Genomic DNA, 21119 nt, shown 5'->3' on the forward strand with positions numbered 1-21119 from the left:
TCGGAATTCGTTGCAGCGGCAAGACGACGCAAAGACGTGAGTGAAATTGAACGTGTGTACCGTGCAATAGAAATTACTGAACTTGCACACGAATCAGCGATTCAAATGATTAAAAATGGAGCTCTGGAAAGTGAAGTTCAAGCATCGCTTGAATACATGATGATAGCATCCCATGCACGACCAGCATTTCCAAGTATTGTTGCGAGTGGTAAAAATGGTACTGTGTTGCATTATCATCAAAATAGTGGAATGCTCAAAAATGGTGATTTGTTACTTGTTGATATTGGTGCAGAGTTTAATAACTACTGTGCGGATTTGACTCGTACGTATCCCGTATCAGGTTCATTTACCAAGCGACAAAAAGAGTTGTATGAAATTGTTCTTGCGACACAAACATATATTGCATCGCTTGCAAAACCGGGTATCTGGCTTAAAAATAAAGATAAAGTTGACCAATCACTTCATCACTTAGCGGTAAAATTTTTGGCCAAACATGGCTATGATACATATTTTCCGCATGGCATTGGTCATTTTCTTGGTCTTGATGTGCATGATGTTGGTGATTACCGTATACCGTTGCAAGAAGGCGATGTTATTACTATTGAACCAGGAATTTACATTCCTGAAGAAGGCATAGGTATTCGTATTGAGGATAATTATTGGATCACTAAAGATGGTGCTGTGTGTCTGAGTGAAAATTTACCTAAAGAAGTTGAAGATATCGAAGGAATTGTGCAACAAGCGCTGAGTGATGAAGACAATGATTCTGATGAAGAAGATGAGTGGGAAGATGACGAAGATTACGATGATGAAGATGATAATATGTTGAATTAAAAATGAGGATTTGAATGTTAACGTGGTTATCTTTGGTTCCACCATTGGTAGTGATCGGTGCTATGTTTATAACACATCACCTCAATATTTCGCTTGTAATTGGCATACTATTGGCAGCACTTATTGCAGTGCATGGACAAATTTTACCCGCTTTGGTTTTGTGTGTAGATAAGCTTATTGCTCATTTTTCTGATATTGATATGATCTTTCTTTATTCTCTTTTGATAGTGATTAGTTCACTTATTATTCTGCTGACAGTAGCAGGAAGCGCCACCGGATGTGCTCGTATTATTGGAAAAAAAATGAGAACAGCGCGCAGTGTAGAAGCATCATCGATAATGCTTGCCTTTTTATTGAGCATTGATGATTATTTGAGTATTTTGACGGTTGGATTTGTCATGCGTCCAATTGCGGATAAAGTATCCGTTGTGCGTACAAAATTAGCATATATTGTTCATGCGCTTGCAGGGCCGTTAGTGATTATAATGCCACTTTCCACATGGGCAGCTGCAATTTTAGCGCAATTGGATACAGCCGGTGTTAATCAGGACACAGCGAGCAAGATTTTAGCAGATCCTTTTTTTGTTTATGTAAAAACAATCCCATTCATTTTTTATTCAGTTTTTACACTGTTTGCTGTGTGGTTCGTTGTACTCAGCAGAATTGGCATTGGTGAAATTGGACGATTAGAGAAAAAAGCGTCTGAATTACAAAATATTTCTTCAGATGATGTGCATGACGAATATAGTGGAAATCACTCCTTGATTGAGTTGTTGATGCCGATTGCGTTTCTTATAGGCGGAATGTTTTTTGGAATATTGTATGCAGGTAATTATCATCTTTTTGGTGGAAGCAACTCGTTTATTGAAGCTTTTAGACAAAATGATAAAACATTTTTAATTTTGCTGCTATCGGCATTGATGGCATTGGTTTCCAGCGTGATTCTTTCGTTGCATAAAAAGATGATTTCCATTGCACAGTTGCCAGGGATTGTACGAGAAGGATTTATGCTGATACAAGCGTCCATTATTATGGTCATTTTGGCATCAATTTTGGGAAATTTTTTACGAGTTGATTTGCACACGGGTAGTTATTTGGCCTATCTGTTGTTAGGTACAGCGCCATTGTTTTTACTACCAGCTCTTTTGTTTATTGTTTCTTTAACTGTGACATTAATGACTGGTTCTGCATGGGGCGCATTTTCAATGTTGATTCCTATTTCAACGCAGATGTTAATTTCCTTTTTACAGTTAGATACTCCGGTAACGCTTGATCAGATACCTATATTGTTTCCTGCTCTTGGGGCGGTGCTTTCTGGTGCTGCGTGTGGAAATCACCTATCACCTTTTGCAGAGACGACTATTATGACCGCAACGAGCACTGGGATAGAGCCTTTGGAACATGCAAGAACGCAATTTGTATATGCAGTTCCTGTAGTGGTTGGTACCATTATATCGTTCATTGTGGCTGGATTGATGAGTAATTACGGACTATTTCAGAGTTTTCTGGTGTCTACTAGCGTGGGGATTACGGCAATTATATTGCTGTTGATGATTTTTAGTTATGGCAGAAAACAAGGTTAAATAAAGTGTTTTTATTGACCGCTTTGCAATTATTGGCTACCTTAGAAGAAAGAGCCCCCTCTTAAAAAAAATAAATGACAAAAGATTGTTCACGTAAAGGGTTGTTGATTATGAATATGAATAAAACGTTTTATCCACGCAAAGAAGATGTAGCAGCTGGATGGTGTCATATTGATGCTGATGGTAAAGTTCTTGGACGTTTGGCTACATTTGTTGCGGATAGACTGCGTGGTAAAGACAAAGCACACTATACACCGCACACTGATTGTGGCGATTATGTGGTAATTACCAATGCAGATAAAATCTTTCTTTCTGGCGACAAATGGGAAGATAAAGAGTATGTTACTGTAAGTGGTTGGAAAGGTGGAAAAAAAGAAACTTCCGCTAAAGACTTGCACAAAAAGCATCCAACGCATCTTGTTGAATTGGCAGTAAAACGTATGTTGCCTAAAAACAAACTCAGCAGACAAATCATTAAAAAGCTTAAAGTATACGCAGGATCAGAACATCCCCACTTCGCTCAAGGGCCAGTAACGGTTGAATTAGAAATACAACAACCGCGCGGCTAAGCTCTCATAAAAGCTATTAAAAAAGGCAGGACATTGAAAAATGTCCTGCCTTTTTTTTGTTCTAACCCTTCGATACGTTTTTGCAAGCAAAAACACTCAGGGTGAGCGGAAGTTTTCCGCCGCTCGTCCTGAGTGTTTTTTTGTAGCTTTTAGCGAAAAAAAATGTATCGAAGGATGGCGTCTGTCTTATCGCAATTTAAAGAATTTAAGCACTGAATCAATGTAAGGACTTACAATTCTACTCACATCCTGAGTTGTTAAATAAATAAACAGAATGATAAACATGATCCATGTTGCGATGTGAATGTATTCGCGAACTTTGTTTGGTATAGGGCGACCAATTATGGCCTCTATTGAATAAAAAAGAATTTGTCCGCCATCAAGTATTGGTAATGGGATAAGATTCAGCACGGCCAAATTTATGCTGATAATTGCAAGCAAGAGAAGAAAGATCTGCCAACCAGCCGCAGCACCTTTGACTGTCATAGCAATAATCATAACAGGTCCAGCAACGTTGTTGATGCCTTTTCTGCTGAATAAATTGGAAAAGCCAGCACATGTATTTTTTATCCAGGTATTGCACAGGGCAATGCCTTTGATGATCGCGTCCTTGAGGGAATGGGGCGGAGTTGGTAGAAAATCAAATTCAACGCCAAGAGTTCCGATTGTTGTTGTTTCTGTGGCTTTGCTTCCAATCACGACGTTTTTTGTGATTTTTTCTCCATTGCGTTCAATGACAATAGTTACTTCTTTAAGCGCAAGAGGCTCAATAATTGTTTGTAGTTTTTGTATGTTGTTTCCGATAATTTCTTCATTTATCGATAAGATGCGGTCTCCTGAAAGAAATGCATGTTTTTCTGCAGCTGATCCTGCTTGAACTGTTGAAATAACAGTATTTGGCATGATTGGTGTTTTGGGAATGCCAGCAAAAAATAGAAGAATCATAGCGCAATAAGCGAATATTAGATTAAATAAAATGCCGCCGAGCATAACGCATAATTTTTGGTAGAATGGTTTAACTGCAAAAGAACCTTTATCGGTAGCAAGAGCTTCTTTTTGCTCTCCTTGACCAACTTCTGCAGCACCTGCTATTTCAACATAGCCACCAAAAGGGATTGCGGAGAGACAAAACTCAGTTTCGCCTATTTTTTTACTTATTAGTCGTGGGCCAAATCCTAGGGAAAAGGAAGGTATGCGAATTTTAAAAAGCTTAGCAAATAGAAAATGTCCAAGCTCGTGAAAACCGATCAAAAACCCCATGCCGAAAAATCCAAGCAGAATAAAAAAAAGTTGTTGGGATATGAGTACTAATTTTGCAAAGCATGTTGTAATCATAATAAATAATCCTTTTGTGTATGATTAAAATATAGAAAAGCTATTTTGCCAATTGCGTAAAAATAAGCTATCATTAATAATAACATAAGTCCATGGCTTTTATCCCCAACTTTTAACCCAACCTCCACTGTCGTTTTGGCCGGGTACCCATTGGAAAGAATTGAAAATGGGTCAAAGCATGGGGTAAAAAAAGCTGAATGAGCTGTGCTTTTCTGGTGTGAACTATGAATTATTTTCTTGAAAAAATTCACAAAGAGGGTAAAATAGCAATTAGTCAACTTAGGTGCTTAGTGTAGCGCGTCGGATTAAAAGTTGCGATTATATAATAAAATTATTTCTTATAACGTGATAATATGAGGGTTTCTATACATGCCAACGATTAATCAATTATGTCGATTTGGTAGGAATAAAATTAAGGCAAAGCCTAAGAGTCCTGCCCTAAGAAGAGGGTTGTTTCTCAAAGGGCCTTTTGCCAAAGGGGTTTGTACCCGAGTTTTTACTACGACGCCTAAAAAACCTAACTCTGCGCTTAGAAAAGTTGCTCGTGTTAAGTTGACCACAGGTTTAGAAGTAACAGCATATATACCGGGTGAGGGGCACAATTTGCAAGAGCACTCTGTGGTTCTTGTTCGGGGTGGTCGTGTTAAGGATTTACCTGGTGTTAAATACCATATTGTGAGAGGCGCACTCGATTGCGCAGGCGTAGATAAAAGAAGGCAAGGACGATCTCTTTACGGAGCGAAACGTCCAAAGAACAAATAAGGAATTGAATTATGCCAAGGCGTAGGCAAGTCGAATTTATAAGAGACGTTGGTGTTGATCCAAAATTCGGATCATTATTGGTTCAAAAGCTTATCAATGTTGTCATGAAATGTGGCAAGAAAAATTGTGCAAGAACAATTGTCTATGAAGCGATGGATTTGCTTGTAAAAAAAACAAATGGTGACGAAAAAAGAGCAGTAGAGCTTTTTACTCGTGCTTTTGAACAAGTAGCCCCTTTCATTGAAGTTCGTTCGCGACGTGTGGGTGGTAGCACCTATCAGATTCCTCGTGAAGTGAGTGAAAAGCGCAGAAGAGCGCTTGCGTTGCGTTGGCTTGTTTCATCTGCGAGAACTCGTACTGATAAAACAATGGGATTGCGTCTTGGACGTGAACTATTGGATGCGAGTGAACTCAAAGGTGGTGCAGTAAAGAAAAGAGCAGATGTTCAACGTATGGCGGATGCAAATCGCGCATTCTCTCATTATGCATGGTAAGAGAGGATCATTATGTCAGTGAAACAATATCCGTTAGAGAAGTATCGAAACATTGGTATCGCAGCTCATATTGACGCGGGTAAAACAACTGTTACAGAGCGTATTTTGTTTTACACTGGTATTTCCCATAAAATTGGTGAAGTGCATGAAGGTGAAGCAACCATGGACTGGATGGAGCAGGAGCAAGAACGTGGTATTACCATAACTGCTGCTGCGACCACAAGTTTTTGGCGTGATCATCAAATTAATATTATTGATACGCCGGGACATATTGACTTTACTATTGAAGTTGAACGTTCATTGCGTGTCCTCGATGGCGTAGTTGCAGTTTTCTCTGGCGTCGAAGGTGTTCAACCACAGTCTGAAACAGTATGGAAGCAAGCTAATCGGTACAGGGTACCTCGAATTGTTTTTGTTAACAAACTTGATCGTATCGGTGCTGATTATTTGCGTACTGTTCAAAATATCAAAGCAAAACTTGGTGCTAATGTTGTGGCCATGCAAATGCAAGTAGGTATGTCGGAAGATTTTACCTCTATCATTGATATTTTAACTCGTAAAATGGCTGTTTTCAAAGGTGAAAATGGAGAAATCATCGAGTGGGTTGATGTGCCACATGAGTACAAAGAGAAGATGGAAGAATTGCATGCGAAAATAGTTCTCGCTGCATGCGATCTAGATGAAATTTTAGCTGAAAAATATCTTATGGAAGAAGAAATCACACTTCCTGAGATTAAAGCAGCTCTTCGTAAGGGAGTTACTGAGCTTAAAGTTGTTCCCGTTTTCTGTGGTTCTGCTTTTAAAAATAAAGGTGTTCAGTTATTGCTTGATGGTGTGATTGAATATTTACCATCACCGCTTGATGTTCCAGCGATCGAAGGAACAAATACTGATACTGATGAAAAATTTCCAATCCCATCTGATCCTAATGGGCCGTTTTATGCGCTTGTGTTTAAGATCATGGCGGATCCATTTGTGGGTGTTTTAAACTTTGTTCGTGTTTATTCGGGTGAATTAAAAGCTGGTTCTTATGTGTATAGTGTAAGAACGGGCGAAAAAGAGCGTGTAAGTCGTCTTCTCAAAATGCATGCGAATAAACGTGAAGAAATCACCAGCGTGAGAGCTGGTGATATAGCAGCTGTTATTGGTATCAGAGATGCGCAAACTGGTGATACGTTATGTATAGATAAAGTACCTGTTGTCCTTGAATCTATTACTATACCGACACCGGTTATTTCTACATCCGTTGAGCCAAAAAATAAAGCTGACTATGAAAAAATGACTCTCGCATTGCGTAAAATGATGCAGGAAGACCCGTCATTCAGATTTAGCTACAATGAGGAAACTGGTCAAACCGAAATTTCTGGAATGGGCGAATTGCATTTAGAAATCGTTGTTGATCGTTTGCGCAGAGAGCATAAGGTCGAAGTTGTTCAAGGTAAACTTCAAGTTGCTTACCGAGAAACTGTTCAAAAACTTGCCGATGCCGAGGGTAAATTTGTTCGTCAATCTGGTGGTCGTGGTCAATTTGGTCACGTATGGATAAAAATGGAACCGCTTGAGCGAGGCAAAGGCTTCGAATTCGTCAATGCTGTTGTTGGTGGTACAATTCCAAGGGAGTTTATTCCTGCCGTTGAGAAGGGTGTTCGAGAGTGCCTGAATGGCGGTATATTAGGTGGTTATCCTGTTGTTGATGTTAAAGTAACATTATATGATGGTTCATACCATGATGTTGACTCCTCTGAAATAGCATTTAAGGTCGCTGCGTCTATGGCTTTTAGAACAGCTATGTCACAAGCAGCTCCGGTATTACTTGAGCCTATTATGACGGTTAATGTTTATACACCAGAAGAACATATTGGTGATGTTATCGGCGATCTTAATTCTCGACGCGGTCGAATTTTAGACTCTAGAACGGAGTTTAATCAGCAAATTATTTCTGCTGAAGTTGCGCTTGGAGAAATGTTTGGTTATTCAACAACTCTTCGGTCAATGACTAAAGGGCGCGCTAGTTATGACATGGAATTTGCATGTTATAGAGAAGTTCCTAAAAACGTACAAGATGCAATAGTTGCAAAGAATAAAAAAGAATAATTTTTGTGTTAATCGTAGGAGTATAAACGATGGCAAAAGGTGTATTTGAGCGTAGAAAGCCGCATGTGAATGTTGGTACCATCGGCCACGTTGATCATGGTAAAACAACGTTGACCGCCGCAATTACTACTGTTCTGGCTAAAAAAGGTTTTGCTGAAGCACGCGCGTTTGGTGAAATTGATAACGCACCAGAAGAAAAAGCACGTGGTATTACTATTGCTACTTCACACGTTGAATATGAATCAGACAAGCGTCACTATGCGCACATTGATTGTCCAGGGCATGCCGATTATGTAAAAAACATGATCACTGGTGCAGCTCAAATGGATGGTGCGATTTTAGTGGTTTCAGCTGTTGATGGCGCGATGCCTCAAACTCGTGAACATATCATATTGGCGAGAGAAGTTGGTGTACCTGCTCTTGTTGTTTTCCTTAACAAAGTAGACATGGTCGATGATCCTGAGATGATTGACATGGTTGAAGAAGAAATTCGCGATCTTCTTAAAAAATATGATTTCCCTGGGGATAAGATTCCTGTCATCAGAGGTTCAGCTCTTAAAGCGCTTAATGGTGACACAAGTGATCTTGGAGAGCCTTCAATCAATAGATTGGTAGATGCTCTTGATACATACATTCCAGAACCGGCTCGTGAAGTTGATAAGCCATTTATCATGCCTGTTGAAGGTGTGTTTTCAATTGCTGGTCGTGGTACTGTAGCGACTGGTCGTATTGAAGCTGGAAAAATAAAGGTTGGTGAAGAAGTTGAAATAGTGGGTCTTAGTGACACACCTATAAAAACAACTGTTACCGGCGTTGAAATGTTTAGAAAACTATTGAATGAAGGTTTAGCTGGCGATAATGTTGGCTTGCTTCTTCGTGGTACTAAAAAAGAAGAAATTGAACGTGGTATGGTTATCGTAAAACCGGGTAGCATTAAAGCGCATAAAAAATTCCGTTGTAAAGCATACATCTTGTCAAAAGAAGAAGGCGGAAGACACAGTGCGTTCTTAACAGGTTATCGTCCTCAGTTCTATTTCAGAACAACAGACGTAACGGGTATCGTTACACTACCTGCGGGTCGTGAAATGGTAATGCCAGGTGATACTGTTGAGCTTAACGTTGAATTGATTTCAAAAATAGCAATGCATAAAGATCTTCGTTTTGCTATTCGCGAAGGTGGAAGAACGGTCGGATCCGGTGTTATAACTGAAATATTAGACTAAAACATTAGGTGATCGATGAAAAAACAAAGTATTAGGCTTAAATTGCAATCGTTCGATTCTACCTTATTAGATAAAGCAGTTAAACAAATTGTTTTGACTGCAAAGAGAACAGGAGCTCAATTAATGGGCCCTGTTCCTCTTCCTAATAAAAGACGATGTTTTACCGTATTGCGATCTCCTCATATAGACAAAAAGTCACGAGAGCAGTTTGAGTTAACAACTCATAAGCGTATTCTTGATATTATCTCCCCATCAGATAAAACCATGGATTCTCTTATGAAGCTCAATATTTCCTCTAGCGTAGACGTGGAAATTAAGTAAGGGCATCATATGATAACAGGGATATGGGGTCGAAAAATTGGGATGACACAGGTATTTGCTAACGATAAAGTAGTGCCTGCTACTGCAATCAGTATTGCAGATTGGTATATCACTAATATTAAAACAGTTGAGCGAGATGGTTACAATGCTCTTCAAGTGGGCAGCGTGAAAGATCGTTTCAAGGACGAAAAATATAGTAAAGAATGGATTAAAAATCCAAACCATTACTTTAGTTTTATTCGTGAAATTCCTCTCAAACAAGTAACAAATGACTTTGCTGTTGGTAAGCGTATCGACTTTTCACAATTGATAAAGTTAGGTGAAATAGTTGACGTTCGCAGCAAAACAATAGGTAAATCGTTCGCTGGTGTTGTTAAACGCCATCGATTTGGAGGGCCTCCTGGAAGTCATGGTTCAACCATGGGAAATCGTCCAGGGTCTATTGGTTCGCTTGTTAAAAGTGGTCATGTTATTAAGGGAAAAAGACTTCCTGGTCACATGGGCTGCGATAACCAAATGATGAGGAATCTAGAAATAGTTATGGTGGAAGCAGCAACCAAAACGTTATTAGTAAAAGGCTCAATTCCTGGTAAAGCAGGATCATTGGTCTTTGTACGTAAGGCGTAGGTGAATAATGAGTAAGAAAGAAACAATAAATAATTCTGCGATCAATAAGCTACATGCAGTTGCCGCGCAGGAATTAGAATTTGACACTACCGCATTTACAAAAGCGACACCGGCTTCATTTTCAACATGGATTCGTGTATTAGCAAAAAACTGGCAACAAGGTACGGTTGCATGTAAGGGGCGTTCAGACGTTGCTTACACAAACCGTAAGCCATGGAAGCAAAAAGGAACAGGACGTGCGCGTGCTGGTTCTGCACGATCTCCTCTTTGGAAAGGTGGCGGTGTTATTTTTGGTCCGCAAGCACGAGTACGTACATTAAAGGTGGCTAAGAAAATGAAACACAAAGTTTTGTTGACTATGCTCGCGAACAATCTTGATCAAAAAAATGTAATTTGTGCGGACTGGGAGCTCTCTAGTGAGCAACCAAAAACAGCAGAAGCTCAAGAGCTGGTGAATCATGTAGGGCTTGCAAATAAAAAAATAGTTTTATTTGTTGCTCCTTACGATTTTCATTCAGCTTTATCATTTGCAAACATTCCAAACGTACGTCCTTTGTCATTTGACCAAGCAAATGCATATGATTTAGCAAATAGTGATTGCTGGTTATTTTTGAAAAAAGATTTGGATCACTTCAAAGGAATGGTTTCGCAATGGATTTAAATGTATTCGAGATTATTAAAGGCCCAGTGGTTTCGGAGAAAGCAACATTGCTTAATCAGAAATTAAAAAAGCTGGTACTAAAAGTGCATCCACAGGCGAATAAAACGCAAATTAAGGAAGCATTGCAGCGCTTGTTTAATGTCAAGGTAGAAAAAGTTAATACCTTAAATCGTATCGGCAAGGCCCGAAGAAGGCGCCGTGTGATTGTGCAAGGTTCAACAACAAAACGCGTTATAGTAACTCTTAAAGAAGGTTATTCTATTGATCTGTTTGGTCAAACAGGAAAACCTGCTGTACCAAGAGCGGAATAATTAATGCGTTTTAAGTTTTTTAATGAGAAAGATACGAGGCTCCAATGGCCATAATAAAACGAAAGCCGCGAAATTCTTCACTACGCTTTCAGTCATTTGTAGGGACAAGTGATATTACGACAACAAAACCACACCCAAGTTTGGTTACTGGACTACAAAGAAGATCTGGTGGTCGTAATACGTATGGAAGAATAACAACACGTCATCGTGGTGGCGGTGCTGATAAAAAATATCGTATTATCGATTTCAAGCGTACCGATCGTGATGTTTTGGGTAAGATTCTTACTGTTGAATATGATCCAAACCGTAACGTTCGTATTATGCTTGTTTCATATGTTAATGGCGCAAAAAAATACTTGCTAAAGCCTGAAAATGTCTCAGTAGGAGACACCATTATGGCGAGTGAGTCAGCTGATGCTAAAGTTGGCAATGCAATGCCTTTAAAGAATGTACCAGATGGTTTTATGGTTCACAACATCGAAGTTCGTCCAGGATCTGGTGGAACGTTTGCGCGTAGTGCAGGTGTTTCTGCTCAAATCGTTGGAAAAACAGATGGCCTTGTGACTCTTAAAATGCCCTCAGGTGAAATTCGCATGGTGCTTGACGGATGTTGGGCAACTATTGGACAACTTGGCAATGCTGATTTCAAAAATATTTCATGGGGTAAAGCCGGTCGTATTAGAAACTTAGGGTTTAGGCCTTCTGTTCGTGGTATGGCTATGAATCCAGTTGACCATCCTCACGGTGGCGGTGAAGGTCGCTCAAAATCTGGTTCTCATCCAAGATCTCCATGGGGTAAAGGTTGTAAAGGTACACGTACACGTAAGGTGCGTAACGTGAATCAGTTAATTATAAAGAGAAGAAAACCATAAGGTTAACGGAGTGAGATATGGCACGGTCTGCAAAGAAAGGTCCATACGTACAAGATTCGTTGGCACAAAAAGTTGCTAAAGCTAGGGATGGTGGAAAGCGCGAAGCCATTAAAACATGGTCTCGTAGAAGTTTGATTACACCTGAATTTGTTGGATTGACTTTTGCGGTTCACAACGGAAAGAAGTTTATTTCAGTTTTTGTGACTGAAAATATGGTTGGGCATCGTTTAGGGGAGTTTTCTCCAACAAGAACATTCCGACTTCACAGTGGTCAGCGTAAAGCTGGTATGACCGCGTAAGTTTAAGGTTGTCACTTGTTTATCTTTACGATAGAATAAGAATAAGATTCAAGCGATATATATATATGAATCTTAAGTAACTAGTTGAGGTTTGCTGATGCAATTTAGCGCAAAGAATAGATTTCTAGGTATTTCTCCCTTTAAATTACGCCCGTTTGCTGATGTGGTGCGTGGCAAAAATGTGGAGCAGGCAATTAGATGGCTTTCCACTGTAACGGTAAAGCGATCAGTGCCAATCAAAAAAATGATTGAGTCGGCAGCGGCTAATGCTAAGGATCTCCATAATATTGCTATGTCTGATTTAAAGATCGTTGACATACGCATTGATCATGGTCCTATGTATAAATATTATAAGCCGGGTGCAATGGGACGTTCGAACCCTTATCGTAAGCGATTCAGTCATGCAAGTGTTGTTTTAGAACCTTGTACAAAGAAGAAGGATTAAGGTGGGACAAAAAGTACATCCTATAGGATTTCGCTTAGGAATATATCGTAGCTGGGATGCTCGTTGGTTTGCTCAGGGTAACAAATATGGTAAACTTCTTATAGAAGATATTACTATTAGACGGTTTTTAAAATCTGCTCTCGAAAAAGCTGAAGTGTCTCGTATTGAAATAGAAAAAGCTGCAGATAATATTCGTATTATTGTTCACTCTGGTCGTCCTGGTCATGTTATTGGAAAGAAGGGTCAAGAAATTGAAACTCTTCGTAATCAACTTTCTGTTTTGTTGAAAAAGCAGAATATTGAAATTTCAGTACAAGAAGTTGCTAAACCGGAACTTGATGCTGTTTTAATAGCACAAAACATAGCAACACAGCTTGAACAAAGAGTGAGTTACAAACGTGCCATGAAGCGTGCTGCTCAAACAGTTATGCGTGGTGGTGCTAAGGGCATAAAGATTTGTTGTTCTGGCAGATTGCAAGGTGCAGAAATTGCTCGTAGAGAGTGGACTCGTGTTGGGTCTGTTCCTCTTCATACATTAAGAGCTGATATTGATTATGGTCGAGCAGAAGCAAAAACAACATACGGTATGATTGGTGTTCAGGTGTGGGTGTGTAAAGGCGAGTATCAACATATCCGATAATGTTTTTTAAATACGAGATTAAATCATGTTGATGCCAAAAAAAATAAAGTTTAGAAAAGTTCAAAAAGGTAAAATAAAAGGTTTATCAAAAGGTGCTCGGACAGTTTATTTTGGTGAATACGGTTTAGAAGCAGTTGAACCAAGTAGAGTTACGGCACAACAAATAGAAGCGATGCGTGTGACGTTGTCGCGTCATTTGAGAAAAGGTGGAGATTCATTTCTTCGAGTTTTCCCTGATAAACCAGTTACCAGAAAACCTGCTGAAACCCGAATGGGTAAAGGTAAGGGTAACCCAGAAATTTGGGTTGCAGTAGTAAAACGTGGTCGTATTGTATGTGAAGTTTCTGGTGTTGAAGAAGCTTTAGCAAGAAAAATTTTAAAACTTGCTGCATATAAACTTCCTATGAAGACACGTGTAGTGAAAAAGGGTCACGAGTTGATTAGTGCCCATGAATCGATTACGGATTAATTATTGAGAGTCAATACTATGAAACAAATGGGATTTATGCAAAGAGTTCAACAATTATCTATTGAAGATTTGCAAAAAAAATTAGATAGTACACGGCAAGATCTTTTTGGGTTACGTCTTAATACGGCGACATCTCAAGTTAAAGATTGCTCTCAATACAAAAAACTACGTAGACAAGCAGCACGTCTTTTGACTGCTATGCAGTCGAAAAAAGCTAAGTCTGTGGTTAGCAAACAATGAATGAGGTTTCTATGGAAATAAAAGCTGAAAAAACGAAACAGCTTTTTGAAGGTAAGGTTGTATCAGACAAAATGGATAAAACCATTGTTGTTGAAACAGAACAAACATATATTCATCCTAAATTTCGTAAGATTTTAAGAAAAACAAAATCTTACAAAGTTCATGATGAAAAAAACTCAGCAAAAATGGGTGATATTGTGAGATTTTATCAATGTCGTCCGCTAGCAAAAACAAAATATATGTACCTTGCTGAAATCGTAACTAGTAGTAAATCATAAAGTAAGAGGTATTTTGGTATGGTTCAAAAAGAATCGTATCTTGAGGTAGCTGATAATTCTGGCGCAAAGGCGTTACAGTGTATCCATATAATTGGTAGTACACGTAAGCGCTACGCTTATTTAGGTGATAAAATTAAGTGCGCAGTAAAAAAAGCTATTCCAGGTGGCAAGGTAAAAAAAGGCGAGGTTGTTGAGGCCGTAATCGTACGAACAAAAAAAGAATATCGTCGTGTAGATGGCAGCTATATTCGTTTTAGCGAAAATGCAGCTGTTGTTATTGATAAACAAGGCGAAATGATTGGAACACGAATTTTTGGACCTGTTGCGCGTGAATTGCGAGCGCTTAAATATGATAAGATTTCGTCACTAGCTCCAGAAGTTCTGTAATAAGGGTATTATTCATGATAGCGCGCATTAGAAAAAATGACATAGTTCATGTTGTTTCGGGAAAAAATAAAGGAAAAGAGGGCGCTGTAATTGCAATTTTGCCTAAAAAAGGTAAAGTTATGATTAAAGGTATTGCTGTTGCTACACGTCATGTAAAGCCTCGTAGAGCAGGTGAGCCTGGTGGCATTCGCAAAGAAGAAAGTTTTATTGATATGTCTCATGTTATGCCGGTTTGTTCTTCGTGTAAAAAGCCATCACGTGTTAACGTTAAGCAATTGGACACGGGGAAGAGTGCACGAGCGTGCAATCGGTGTAAGGAAATCTTTTAGAAAACCTGTGGAACTTGCATTATGAACAAATCACGATTGGCGATAAAATATAAAGACGAAATCCGTTCTCAGTTGCAAGAGCAACTCGGGATGGATAACGTTATGATGGTCCCAAAACTTGAAAAAATTGTTTTGAATATTGGGGTCAAAGAAGCGGTTTCTGATTCAAAAGCACTTCAGGGATCAGTGGATGTCTTAAAAAAAATTTCAGGCCAACTTCCTGTTAAACGGTTGGCTCGTAAATCTATAGCGGGATTTAAACTTCGTGAAGGCATGGCAATCGGGACAATGGTAACATTGCGCGGTGCAATGATGTACGAGTTTTTAGACCGTTTTATTACTTTAGCACTACCTAAGGTGCGCGATTTTCAAGGGCTTCCTACCAAATTGGATGGAAGAGGTGGTTATAACATTGGTATAAAAGATTGGACCATTTTCCCTGAAATCGATTTTGACATTGCTAAAAAGGCGCATGGTATGAACATTACCATTCAAACTTCTACACGTAAAGATGAGCATGGATTAGCATTGTTGAAAGCATTTAGTATACCGTTTAGAAAATCAAAAGATTAATTCAGTTTTTACGTCAGGATTAAGATGGCCAGAAAGGCATTGATCGAAAAAACAAATAAAACACCAAAATTTGCGGTAAGAGCATACAACCGTTGTGAGCTCTGCGGGCGTGCTCGTGCATATTTTAGGTTATTTAGAATGTGTCGTATGTGTTTTAGAAAAAATGCGCTAGAAGGATTACTTCCGGGCGTAAAAAAAACAAGTTGGTAAAGGATGACTAATGTCAATTGATTCAATTGCTGATTTTTTAACAATCATCCGAAACGGTGTTATGGTTTCTAAATCATTTGTTACTGCTCCCCATTCAAAAATGCGTCATTCTATTGCGCAAATTTTGAAAGAGGAAGGTTTCATCAATGATTTTGTGATTCTTAACGCAGACTCAGATGTAAAAAAAACGCTTAAAGTTGTTTTGAGATATGTTGATGGTGAATCCGCTATTCATGAAATCCAACGACAAAGCAAACCGGGACGTCGTATGTATGCTGGTATTAAAAAGATAAAACCAGTTATTGGACAACTCGGTATATCAATATTAACAACAAGTCGTGGTGTCATTGCTAATCAGAAAGCAAAAAAACTTTCTGTGGGTGGTGAAGTCATTTGCACCGTTTGGTAAAGGAACACGCACATGTCAAAAATTGGTAGAAAGCCGATAAAAATAGATGGAGTTAAGGTAGAGATTAAGGGGCATGAGGTTCATTATAAAGGACCAAAGGCTTCTGGTGTTTATCACTTATCTCCAGAACTAAGTGCGCATGTAGAAGATGCACATATATATCTTACTCCTACACAAAACCAAGATGAAATGGCGCAAAAAAAATTGCGTAATGTTTATCGTGCGTGGGGACTTAATCGTGCATTACTTGCGAATGAATTAAGTGGCGCAGCTCAAGAATTTGAAAAAATGCTTGAAATTAATGGATTAGGTTACAAGGCAGCACTTGCAGATAAAAAAATTATTTTGACTCTTGGTTATAGTCATAAAATTGAAAAAGATCTTCCTGCTGGAATAGCTGTTGAAATAGATAAATCTGGTCAAAAGGTAAAAGTAAAATCTTTTGATAAGAATCTTGTAGGGCAATTCTGCAGTGAAATAAGATCGTTGCGCGCACCAGAGCCTTACAAAGGCAAAGGTATTAAGCTGCAAACAGAAGTTATTTTCCGCAAAGCTGCCGGCAAAGGCAAGAAGTAAATCATAGGGATGTGAATGGCTACGAATAAAAAAGATCGCATTACGGCAGCACGCAGAGTATTGCGTGTTCGTGCAAAAGTAAAACGCTACGGTATGCCGCCGCGCGTTTCAGTATTTAGAAGTTTGAAGCATATGTATGCTCAAATTATTGATGATATGAGCCAACAAACAGTTGCTTCATGCTCTTCGCTTGAAATGGACGATTTAAAAGGTGATAAGACTGCGGTTGCTCGTGCAATTGGTCTTGAACTGGCAAAACGTGCAAAAGCAAAAGGTGTTGAAGCAGTAGTGTTTGATAGAGGTCGCTTTAAATTTCATGGTAGAGTGAAAGCTCTCGCTGACGGATTACGTGAAGGTACGTTGAAATTTTAGATATAGCAGGAAATTAAAGAATGACAATGCAAAGAGAAAAAGAAACAAATAGAGAAGACGGTAAAGATAAAAAAGATTCTGGCTTTGTTGATCATGTGGTAAGTCTTCGTCGTGTTACCAAAGTGACTAAAGGTGGAAAACGTTTTTCATTTGCTGCTTTTGTTATTTCTGGGGATAAACAAGGAAAAGTTGGACTTGGTCTTGGTAAAAGCCGTGAAGTTTCTATGGCGATTGCTAAAGCGACCAACAGAGCTCGCAAAAGAATGATTGAAGTTGCTCGTCGTGGTTCAACAGTTCCGTATGAAGCTCTTGGTAAACACGGAGCGAGTAGAGTGGTTGTTCGTCCTGCATCTAAAGGTACAGGAAACATTGCTGGTGGAGCTGTTCGTGCGATAATGGATGCAGCGGGTGTTGAAGATGTTCTTACTAAATCTATGGGTTCTAGCAACGGTATTAACGTAGCGAAAGCAACGATGAATGCGTTAGCAAAATTACGCTCAGTAGATCGTTTGAGCATGTTGCGTGGAAAAACAGTTCAAGAAATGGTCAAAGGATCGTAATGTTTTGCTTAGAAAATTTGCAGTCATCGGGAAAAAAGAGAAAAAGAGTTGGTCGTGGTGGAGCGCATGGTGGAACATCTGGTCGCGGACACAAAGGACAGAATGCTCGTTCAGGAGGTCCTAAAGGTCGTGGATTTGAAGGTGGACAAACTCCGTTGCAACGTCGACTTCCAAAGCGTGGATTTACTAATGCTCGCTTTTCCAAAGAGATATCTATAGTAAATGTGAACAGCTTGGAACGTTTTTTTGCAGACGGTGAAGAAGTAAATGTTCTCACATTATCTCAAAAAGGTCTTATAAAACCTAAGAGAAGTGAGCAGCGTGACATAAAAAAAGGAACTATTGTTAAAATATTAGGTGATGGCGAATTAAGTAAGAAATTAACAGTTTCCGCTTATGCATTTAGCGCGTCAGCAATACAAGCAATAGAAAAAGTCGGTGGTAAGGCACTTATAATAAAGGAGTTGTAAGCAGTGGTGCTCCTCAGAAACTTTCTTAACATGTTTAATATTCCTGAGTTACGTAAAAAGATTATTTTTACGTTGGCAATATTAATAATTTATCGATTAGGTAATCACATTCCTGTGATTGGCGTTGATATTGACAAGCTTTTGCAAATGATGAATCAAAGTACAGGGCTAAGTGGGATTTTTTCATACTTAGATCTTTTTTCTGGGGGAAATTTACGACAATGTACTTTATTTGCTTTAGGTATTAGTCCGTATATTGCGGCTTCTATCATGATGCAATTTTTAAGTCTTTCTATACCTACTCTTGAACAGTTATCCAAGGAGGGAGAGTATGGTCGCAAGATTATTAATCAATATCAGAGATATTTAGCAGTTATTGTTGCTATGGTTCAAAGTACAGGATTCGTGTTTCTTCTTGAACGTTATGGATTAGTTATTGATCCTTGGTTTGGTTCGCGCATTCTGTTTGTTATATCATTGTCTGTTGGCACAATGTTTGTTATGTGGCTTGGTGAGCAAATATCACTTTTTGGTATTGGCAATGGAACATCAATGATCATTTTTGCAGGTATTGTTGCTCGTTTTCCTGATGATATCATCAAAATAATAGGCGCAATACAAGAAGGATACCTAGATCTTTTTGTGGGTATTCTTTTGTTTGTTATAGCGCTTGCTATATCCGCAGCTATAGTCTTTCTTGAAAAAGGAGAACGCAAGGTTCCTGTTCAATATTCGCGACGTATTATTGGTGGCAAGATGTATGGTGGTCAAAGTACTTATATACCATTTAAAATTAACCCTGCAGGTGTGATGCCAGTGATTCTTGCGAGTGCTATGTTGAACATACCGATGTTTGCATTGACATTACTTGCAACGCGATGGTCATTTTTTAAAACAGCATCAGAAAATTTTGCTGCAGGCGGATTTGTTCATGGTATTTTAGATTTTGTTCTTATTATCTGTTTTTCATTTTTTTACACAGCTTTGGTATTTAATCCAGAAGAGCTTGCTGATAACATAAAAAAAGGTGGCGGTTTTATTCCTGGGATTCGTCCTGGCAGGCAAACAGCAGATTTTTTTAGTTTCATATTGACTCGCATAGGATTAGTTGGTGCATTGTATCTAGCAGCGCTTGCCCTTGTTCCAAGCATTATTCATTGGTTCTTGGCGATGCCCTTTTATTTGTCAGGAATTTTGAGTGGTACAGCGTTATTGATTGTTGTTGGTGTGGCAAATGAAACTGCAGCGCAAATTGAATCGTATTTGATTGAACACCGCTACGAAGGATTTCTAACTTCAGGACGATTAAAAGGTAGGGGCGTGCGTTGAATCAGCAAGTTAGGGACGTATTTATTTTTATTGGGCCTCCAGGTGCTGGAAAGGGGTCTCTTTCCAGTCTTTGCGTAAATCATTTTGAGTGGCTACAAATTTCTACCGGAAATTTGTGCAGAAAACACATTGCTGAACAAACAAAAATAGGCAAAGAAATAGATTTAATTATCAAATCTGGTAAATTAATTAATGACGACCTTATTACTTCCATGGTTTTTGAATGGTTTGCGGAAAATGTTGATAAGGCATCAGGTATCATTTTTGATGGATATCCTAGAACGGTGGCTCAAGCCCAATCATTTGATGCTATGCTTACGGCGAAGTTTCCGACAGTGCGAGTAAGGGTTGTTTTATTTGATCTTGCCGATGATGTAGTTGTCAATCGATTATGTTCTCGCTATGTGTGTCAGAATAAAGAATGTCAGGCGGTTTATTCGCTGTCCTCTAACTCAGATCTTGCATCCGCTGAAACAATGGTGTGTGGTTTGTGTTCGGGAGCATTGGGTAGAAGAGATGATGATAGCGAAATAGCAGTAAGAAAGCGTCTTGATATTTATCACCGACATGAGCAGCAATTGATTGATTTTTATCAAAACAATGATACTGAAATAATTGAACTGGACGCATCAAAGCAGTTGCAGCAAGTGTTTGAAGATTTTGTACAAGTTATAGGCGAATAATAAATACGTACGTGTATGATTCATATAAAAAATAAGCTCTCAATCCAAAAAATGGCCCAAGCGGGCTCTTTGTTGTCTGATATTTTGGCTTCAGTAGAGCAATTGATTAAGCCAGGAATTTCTACAGCTGAAATTGATGCGTGGATTGAGTCACAACTGCAGGCAAAAGGCTTGGTATCGATGGTTAAGGGATACATGGGATATCGCCATGTCAGTTGTATTTCTGTCAATGATGTGGTTGTTCATGGGGTTCCTCGAGCGGATTGTTTTTTGCAGTTGGGAGATTTGGTAAAAGTTGATGTCTGTGCTTCGTGGAATGGTTATTGCGCCGATATGGCGCGCAGCTTTTTTGTAGGTCAGCCATCTGAACAAGCGCAGAAGTTGGTCGCTGTGGCACACCAAGCACTGCAAAAGGGAATAGCACAGGCTCGTGCGGGCAACAGGTTATCCGATATTTCTTCAGCAATACAGGAAGAAGTTGAAAAACATGGGTTTGGAGTTGTTCGTGATTTTGCAGGACATGGTATTGGAAAAAATATGCATGAGGCGCCTGAGATAGTTAATTATGGCAAACCCGGCAAAGGACCTGTTCTGCGTGAAGGAATGACATTTGCGATTGAACCAATGATTACCGCTGGAAAATATCAGGTGTATGTTGCAAATGATGGTTGGACGGTTAAAACGGTGGATCATAGTTTGGCTGCACATGTAGAAGATACGATTGTTATTACTAGTGCGGGACCGATTATTTTGACAGACAAGAATTCTGAACAGCACAACGATGCGAGTGTTTCATGAAGCAAAAAGAAGAAGTTATACGAGTCGATGGAATTGTGAAAGAAACATTGCCCAATGCGATGTTTCGAGTAGAAATTGAAGGCGGACACATTGTTTTAGGGCATGTGTCAGGTAAAATGCGAATGCATTATATTCGTATTTTGCCAGGTGATAGAGTTGCGTTAGAGTTGTCGCCGTACGATCTAACACGAGGAAGAATTGTACTGCGATACAAGGATTAGGCAGGAGTTATCATGAAGGTTCGGACATCAGTGAAAGCTATTTGTAACGAATGTCGTATTATTAAGCGCAAGGGCGTTGTTCGCGTGATTTGCAATAAGAGCCCTAAGCATAAGCAACGACAAGGTTAGTAAGAGGAACAATAGA

Annotated in this window: 33 protein-coding genes; 32 read left to right on the forward strand and 1 reads right to left on the reverse strand. The window is 39.1% G+C overall.

Annotated elements, in window-relative coordinates; genetic code table 11:
• The 3 genes from VJJ26_05210 to rplM form a co-directional block, all read left to right on the forward strand.
• Positions 1 to 834, forward strand: an 834-nt coding sequence (locus VJJ26_05210) for a M24 family metallopeptidase (protein ID HLC07548.1), incomplete at its 5' end; no start/stop codon positions are given.
• Between the two features lie 14 nt (positions 835 to 848).
• On the forward strand, positions 849 to 2417 hold the full coding sequence (locus tag VJJ26_05215) for a Na+/H+ antiporter NhaC family protein (GenBank protein HLC07549.1): 1569 nt from the start codon (positions 849 to 851) through the stop codon (positions 2415 to 2417).
• A 110-nt stretch (positions 2418 to 2527) separates the two neighbouring features.
• On the forward strand, positions 2528 to 2986 hold the full coding sequence (rplM, locus tag VJJ26_05220) for a 50S ribosomal protein L13 (protein HLC07550.1): 459 nt from the start codon (positions 2528 to 2530) through the stop codon (positions 2984 to 2986).
• 186 nt (positions 2987 to 3172) lie between these two features.
• Here the strand turns inward: rplM and VJJ26_05225 are convergent, their stop codons facing one another.
• On the reverse strand, positions 3173 to 4321 hold the full coding sequence (locus VJJ26_05225; GenBank protein HLC07551.1) for a M50 family metallopeptidase: 1149 nt from the start codon (positions 4319 to 4321) through the stop codon (positions 3173 to 3175).
• A 369-nt stretch (positions 4322 to 4690) separates the two neighbouring features.
• Between VJJ26_05225 and rpsL the strand changes: the two genes are divergently transcribed.
• The 29 genes from rpsL to rpmJ all read left to right on the forward strand — a co-directional run bounded on the left by rpsL (position 4691) and on the right by rpmJ (position 21103).
• Positions 4691 to 5083 carry a 30S ribosomal protein S12 gene (gene rpsL, locus VJJ26_05230; protein HLC07552.1) on the forward strand — a complete coding sequence of 131 codons (393 nt, stop codon included), beginning with the start codon at positions 4691 to 4693 and terminating at the stop codon, positions 5081 to 5083.
• Positions 5084 to 5094: 11 nt separating this feature from the next.
• Positions 5095 to 5577: a 30S ribosomal protein S7 gene (gene rpsG / locus VJJ26_05235; protein HLC07553.1), complete on the forward strand. Its 483-nt coding sequence runs from the start codon at positions 5095 to 5097 to the stop codon at positions 5575 to 5577.
• Positions 5578 to 5589: 12 nt separating this feature from the next.
• Positions 5590 to 7671, forward strand: coding sequence for an elongation factor G (gene fusA, locus VJJ26_05240; GenBank protein HLC07554.1), 2082 nt, complete (start codon positions 5590 to 5592; stop codon positions 7669 to 7671).
• A 29-nt stretch (positions 7672 to 7700) separates the two neighbouring features.
• Positions 7701 to 8894: an elongation factor Tu gene (gene tuf, locus VJJ26_05245; GenBank protein HLC07555.1), complete on the forward strand. Its 1194-nt coding sequence runs from the start codon at positions 7701 to 7703 to the stop codon at positions 8892 to 8894.
• Positions 8895 to 8909: 15 nt separating this feature from the next.
• Complete coding sequence (gene rpsJ / locus VJJ26_05250; GenBank protein ID HLC07556.1) at positions 8910 to 9215, forward strand: 30S ribosomal protein S10; 306 nt, start codon at positions 8910 to 8912, stop codon at positions 9213 to 9215.
• Positions 9216 to 9224: 9 nt separating this feature from the next.
• Positions 9225 to 9842 carry a 50S ribosomal protein L3 gene (rplC, locus tag VJJ26_05255; GenBank protein HLC07557.1) on the forward strand — a complete coding sequence of 206 codons (618 nt, stop codon included), beginning with the start codon at positions 9225 to 9227 and terminating at the stop codon, positions 9840 to 9842.
• Between the two features lie 7 nt (positions 9843 to 9849).
• Positions 9850 to 10503 carry a 50S ribosomal protein L4 gene (rplD, locus tag VJJ26_05260; GenBank protein HLC07558.1) on the forward strand — a complete coding sequence of 218 codons (654 nt, stop codon included), beginning with the start codon at positions 9850 to 9852 and terminating at the stop codon, positions 10501 to 10503.
• On the forward strand, positions 10494 to 10814 hold the full coding sequence (rplW, locus tag VJJ26_05265) for a 50S ribosomal protein L23 (GenBank protein ID HLC07559.1): 321 nt from the start codon (positions 10494 to 10496) through the stop codon (positions 10812 to 10814). Before rplD ends, rplW begins: the two co-directional genes overlap by 10 nt.
• A gap of 44 nt (positions 10815 to 10858) precedes the next feature.
• Positions 10859 to 11686, forward strand: coding sequence for a 50S ribosomal protein L2 (rplB, locus tag VJJ26_05270; protein ID HLC07560.1), 828 nt, complete (start codon positions 10859 to 10861; stop codon positions 11684 to 11686).
• A 17-nt stretch (positions 11687 to 11703) separates the two neighbouring features.
• Entirely contained in the window at positions 11704 to 11985 is a 282-nt protein-coding gene (gene rpsS, locus VJJ26_05275; protein ID HLC07561.1) for a 30S ribosomal protein S19, read from the forward strand.
• 97 nt (positions 11986 to 12082) lie between these two features.
• Entirely contained in the window at positions 12083 to 12430 is a 348-nt protein-coding gene (gene rplV, locus VJJ26_05280) for a 50S ribosomal protein L22 (protein HLC07562.1), read from the forward strand.
• Between the two features lies 1 nt (position 12431).
• Positions 12432 to 13070, forward strand: coding sequence for a 30S ribosomal protein S3 (gene rpsC / locus VJJ26_05285; protein ID HLC07563.1), 639 nt, complete (start codon positions 12432 to 12434; stop codon positions 13068 to 13070).
• A gap of 25 nt (positions 13071 to 13095) precedes the next feature.
• Positions 13096 to 13539, forward strand: coding sequence for a 50S ribosomal protein L16 (gene rplP, locus VJJ26_05290; GenBank protein ID HLC07564.1), 444 nt, complete (start codon positions 13096 to 13098; stop codon positions 13537 to 13539).
• Between the two features lie 18 nt (positions 13540 to 13557).
• Positions 13558 to 13779 (forward strand): 50S ribosomal protein L29, encoded by a 222-nt coding sequence (gene rpmC, locus VJJ26_05295; protein HLC07565.1) that lies wholly within the window; start codon positions 13558 to 13560, stop codon positions 13777 to 13779.
• A gap of 11 nt (positions 13780 to 13790) precedes the next feature.
• The gene (gene rpsQ, locus VJJ26_05300) at positions 13791 to 14057 is read left to right on the forward strand and encodes a 30S ribosomal protein S17 (protein HLC07566.1); all 267 of its coding nucleotides are present in this window, start codon (positions 13791 to 13793) and stop codon (positions 14055 to 14057) included.
• 18 nt (positions 14058 to 14075) lie between these two features.
• Positions 14076 to 14444, forward strand: a complete 369-nt coding sequence (gene rplN / locus VJJ26_05305; protein HLC07567.1) for a 50S ribosomal protein L14 — start codon at positions 14076 to 14078, stop codon at positions 14442 to 14444.
• Between the two features lie 14 nt (positions 14445 to 14458).
• A complete protein-coding gene (gene rplX, locus VJJ26_05310) occupies positions 14459 to 14773 on the forward strand; it encodes a 50S ribosomal protein L24 (protein HLC07568.1) in 315 nt (104 codons plus the stop codon).
• A 21-nt stretch (positions 14774 to 14794) separates the two neighbouring features.
• The gene (gene rplE / locus VJJ26_05315) at positions 14795 to 15346 is read left to right on the forward strand and encodes a 50S ribosomal protein L5 (GenBank protein ID HLC07569.1); all 552 of its coding nucleotides are present in this window, start codon (positions 14795 to 14797) and stop codon (positions 15344 to 15346) included.
• 24 nt (positions 15347 to 15370) lie between these two features.
• Positions 15371 to 15556 carry a type Z 30S ribosomal protein S14 gene (locus VJJ26_05320; protein ID HLC07570.1) on the forward strand — a complete coding sequence of 62 codons (186 nt, stop codon included), beginning with the start codon at positions 15371 to 15373 and terminating at the stop codon, positions 15554 to 15556.
• A gap of 10 nt (positions 15557 to 15566) precedes the next feature.
• The gene (gene rpsH, locus VJJ26_05325; protein HLC07571.1) at positions 15567 to 15965 is read left to right on the forward strand and encodes a 30S ribosomal protein S8; all 399 of its coding nucleotides are present in this window, start codon (positions 15567 to 15569) and stop codon (positions 15963 to 15965) included.
• A gap of 12 nt (positions 15966 to 15977) precedes the next feature.
• On the forward strand, positions 15978 to 16541 hold the full coding sequence (gene rplF / locus VJJ26_05330; GenBank protein HLC07572.1) for a 50S ribosomal protein L6: 564 nt from the start codon (positions 15978 to 15980) through the stop codon (positions 16539 to 16541).
• Positions 16542 to 16556: 15 nt separating this feature from the next.
• On the forward strand, positions 16557 to 16913 hold the full coding sequence (gene rplR / locus VJJ26_05335) for a 50S ribosomal protein L18 (protein HLC07573.1): 357 nt from the start codon (positions 16557 to 16559) through the stop codon (positions 16911 to 16913).
• Positions 16914 to 16933: 20 nt separating this feature from the next.
• Positions 16934 to 17473 carry a 30S ribosomal protein S5 gene (rpsE, locus tag VJJ26_05340; GenBank protein HLC07574.1) on the forward strand — a complete coding sequence of 180 codons (540 nt, stop codon included), beginning with the start codon at positions 16934 to 16936 and terminating at the stop codon, positions 17471 to 17473.
• Positions 17467 to 17943 (forward strand): 50S ribosomal protein L15, encoded by a 477-nt coding sequence (gene rplO, locus VJJ26_05345; GenBank protein HLC07575.1) that lies wholly within the window; start codon positions 17467 to 17469, stop codon positions 17941 to 17943. The genes rpsE and rplO overlap by 7 nt, the downstream gene beginning before the upstream one ends.
• Before the next feature lie 30 nt (positions 17944 to 17973).
• Entirely contained in the window at positions 17974 to 19272 is a 1299-nt protein-coding gene (gene secY / locus VJJ26_05350; GenBank protein ID HLC07576.1) for a preprotein translocase subunit SecY, read from the forward strand.
• Positions 19269 to 19955 (forward strand): nucleoside monophosphate kinase, encoded by a 687-nt coding sequence (locus VJJ26_05355; GenBank protein ID HLC07577.1) that lies wholly within the window; start codon positions 19269 to 19271, stop codon positions 19953 to 19955. The genes secY and VJJ26_05355 overlap by 4 nt, the downstream gene beginning before the upstream one ends.
• Positions 19956 to 19970: 15 nt before the next feature.
• Positions 19971 to 20753 (forward strand): type I methionyl aminopeptidase, encoded by a 783-nt coding sequence (map, locus tag VJJ26_05360; GenBank protein ID HLC07578.1) that lies wholly within the window; start codon positions 19971 to 19973, stop codon positions 20751 to 20753.
• Positions 20750 to 20974, forward strand: coding sequence for a translation initiation factor IF-1 (infA, locus tag VJJ26_05365; protein HLC07579.1), 225 nt, complete (start codon positions 20750 to 20752; stop codon positions 20972 to 20974). Before map ends, infA begins: the two co-directional genes overlap by 4 nt.
• 12 nt (positions 20975 to 20986) lie before the next feature.
• Complete coding sequence (gene rpmJ, locus VJJ26_05370; protein ID HLC07580.1) at positions 20987 to 21103, forward strand: 50S ribosomal protein L36; 117 nt, start codon at positions 20987 to 20989, stop codon at positions 21101 to 21103.
• Positions 21104 to 21119: the final 16 nt, after the last annotated feature.

It is taken from the genome of Candidatus Babeliales bacterium (assembly GCA_035288105.1).
Lineage (GTDB): Bacteria > Babelota > Babeliae > Babelales > Vermiphilaceae > SOIL31.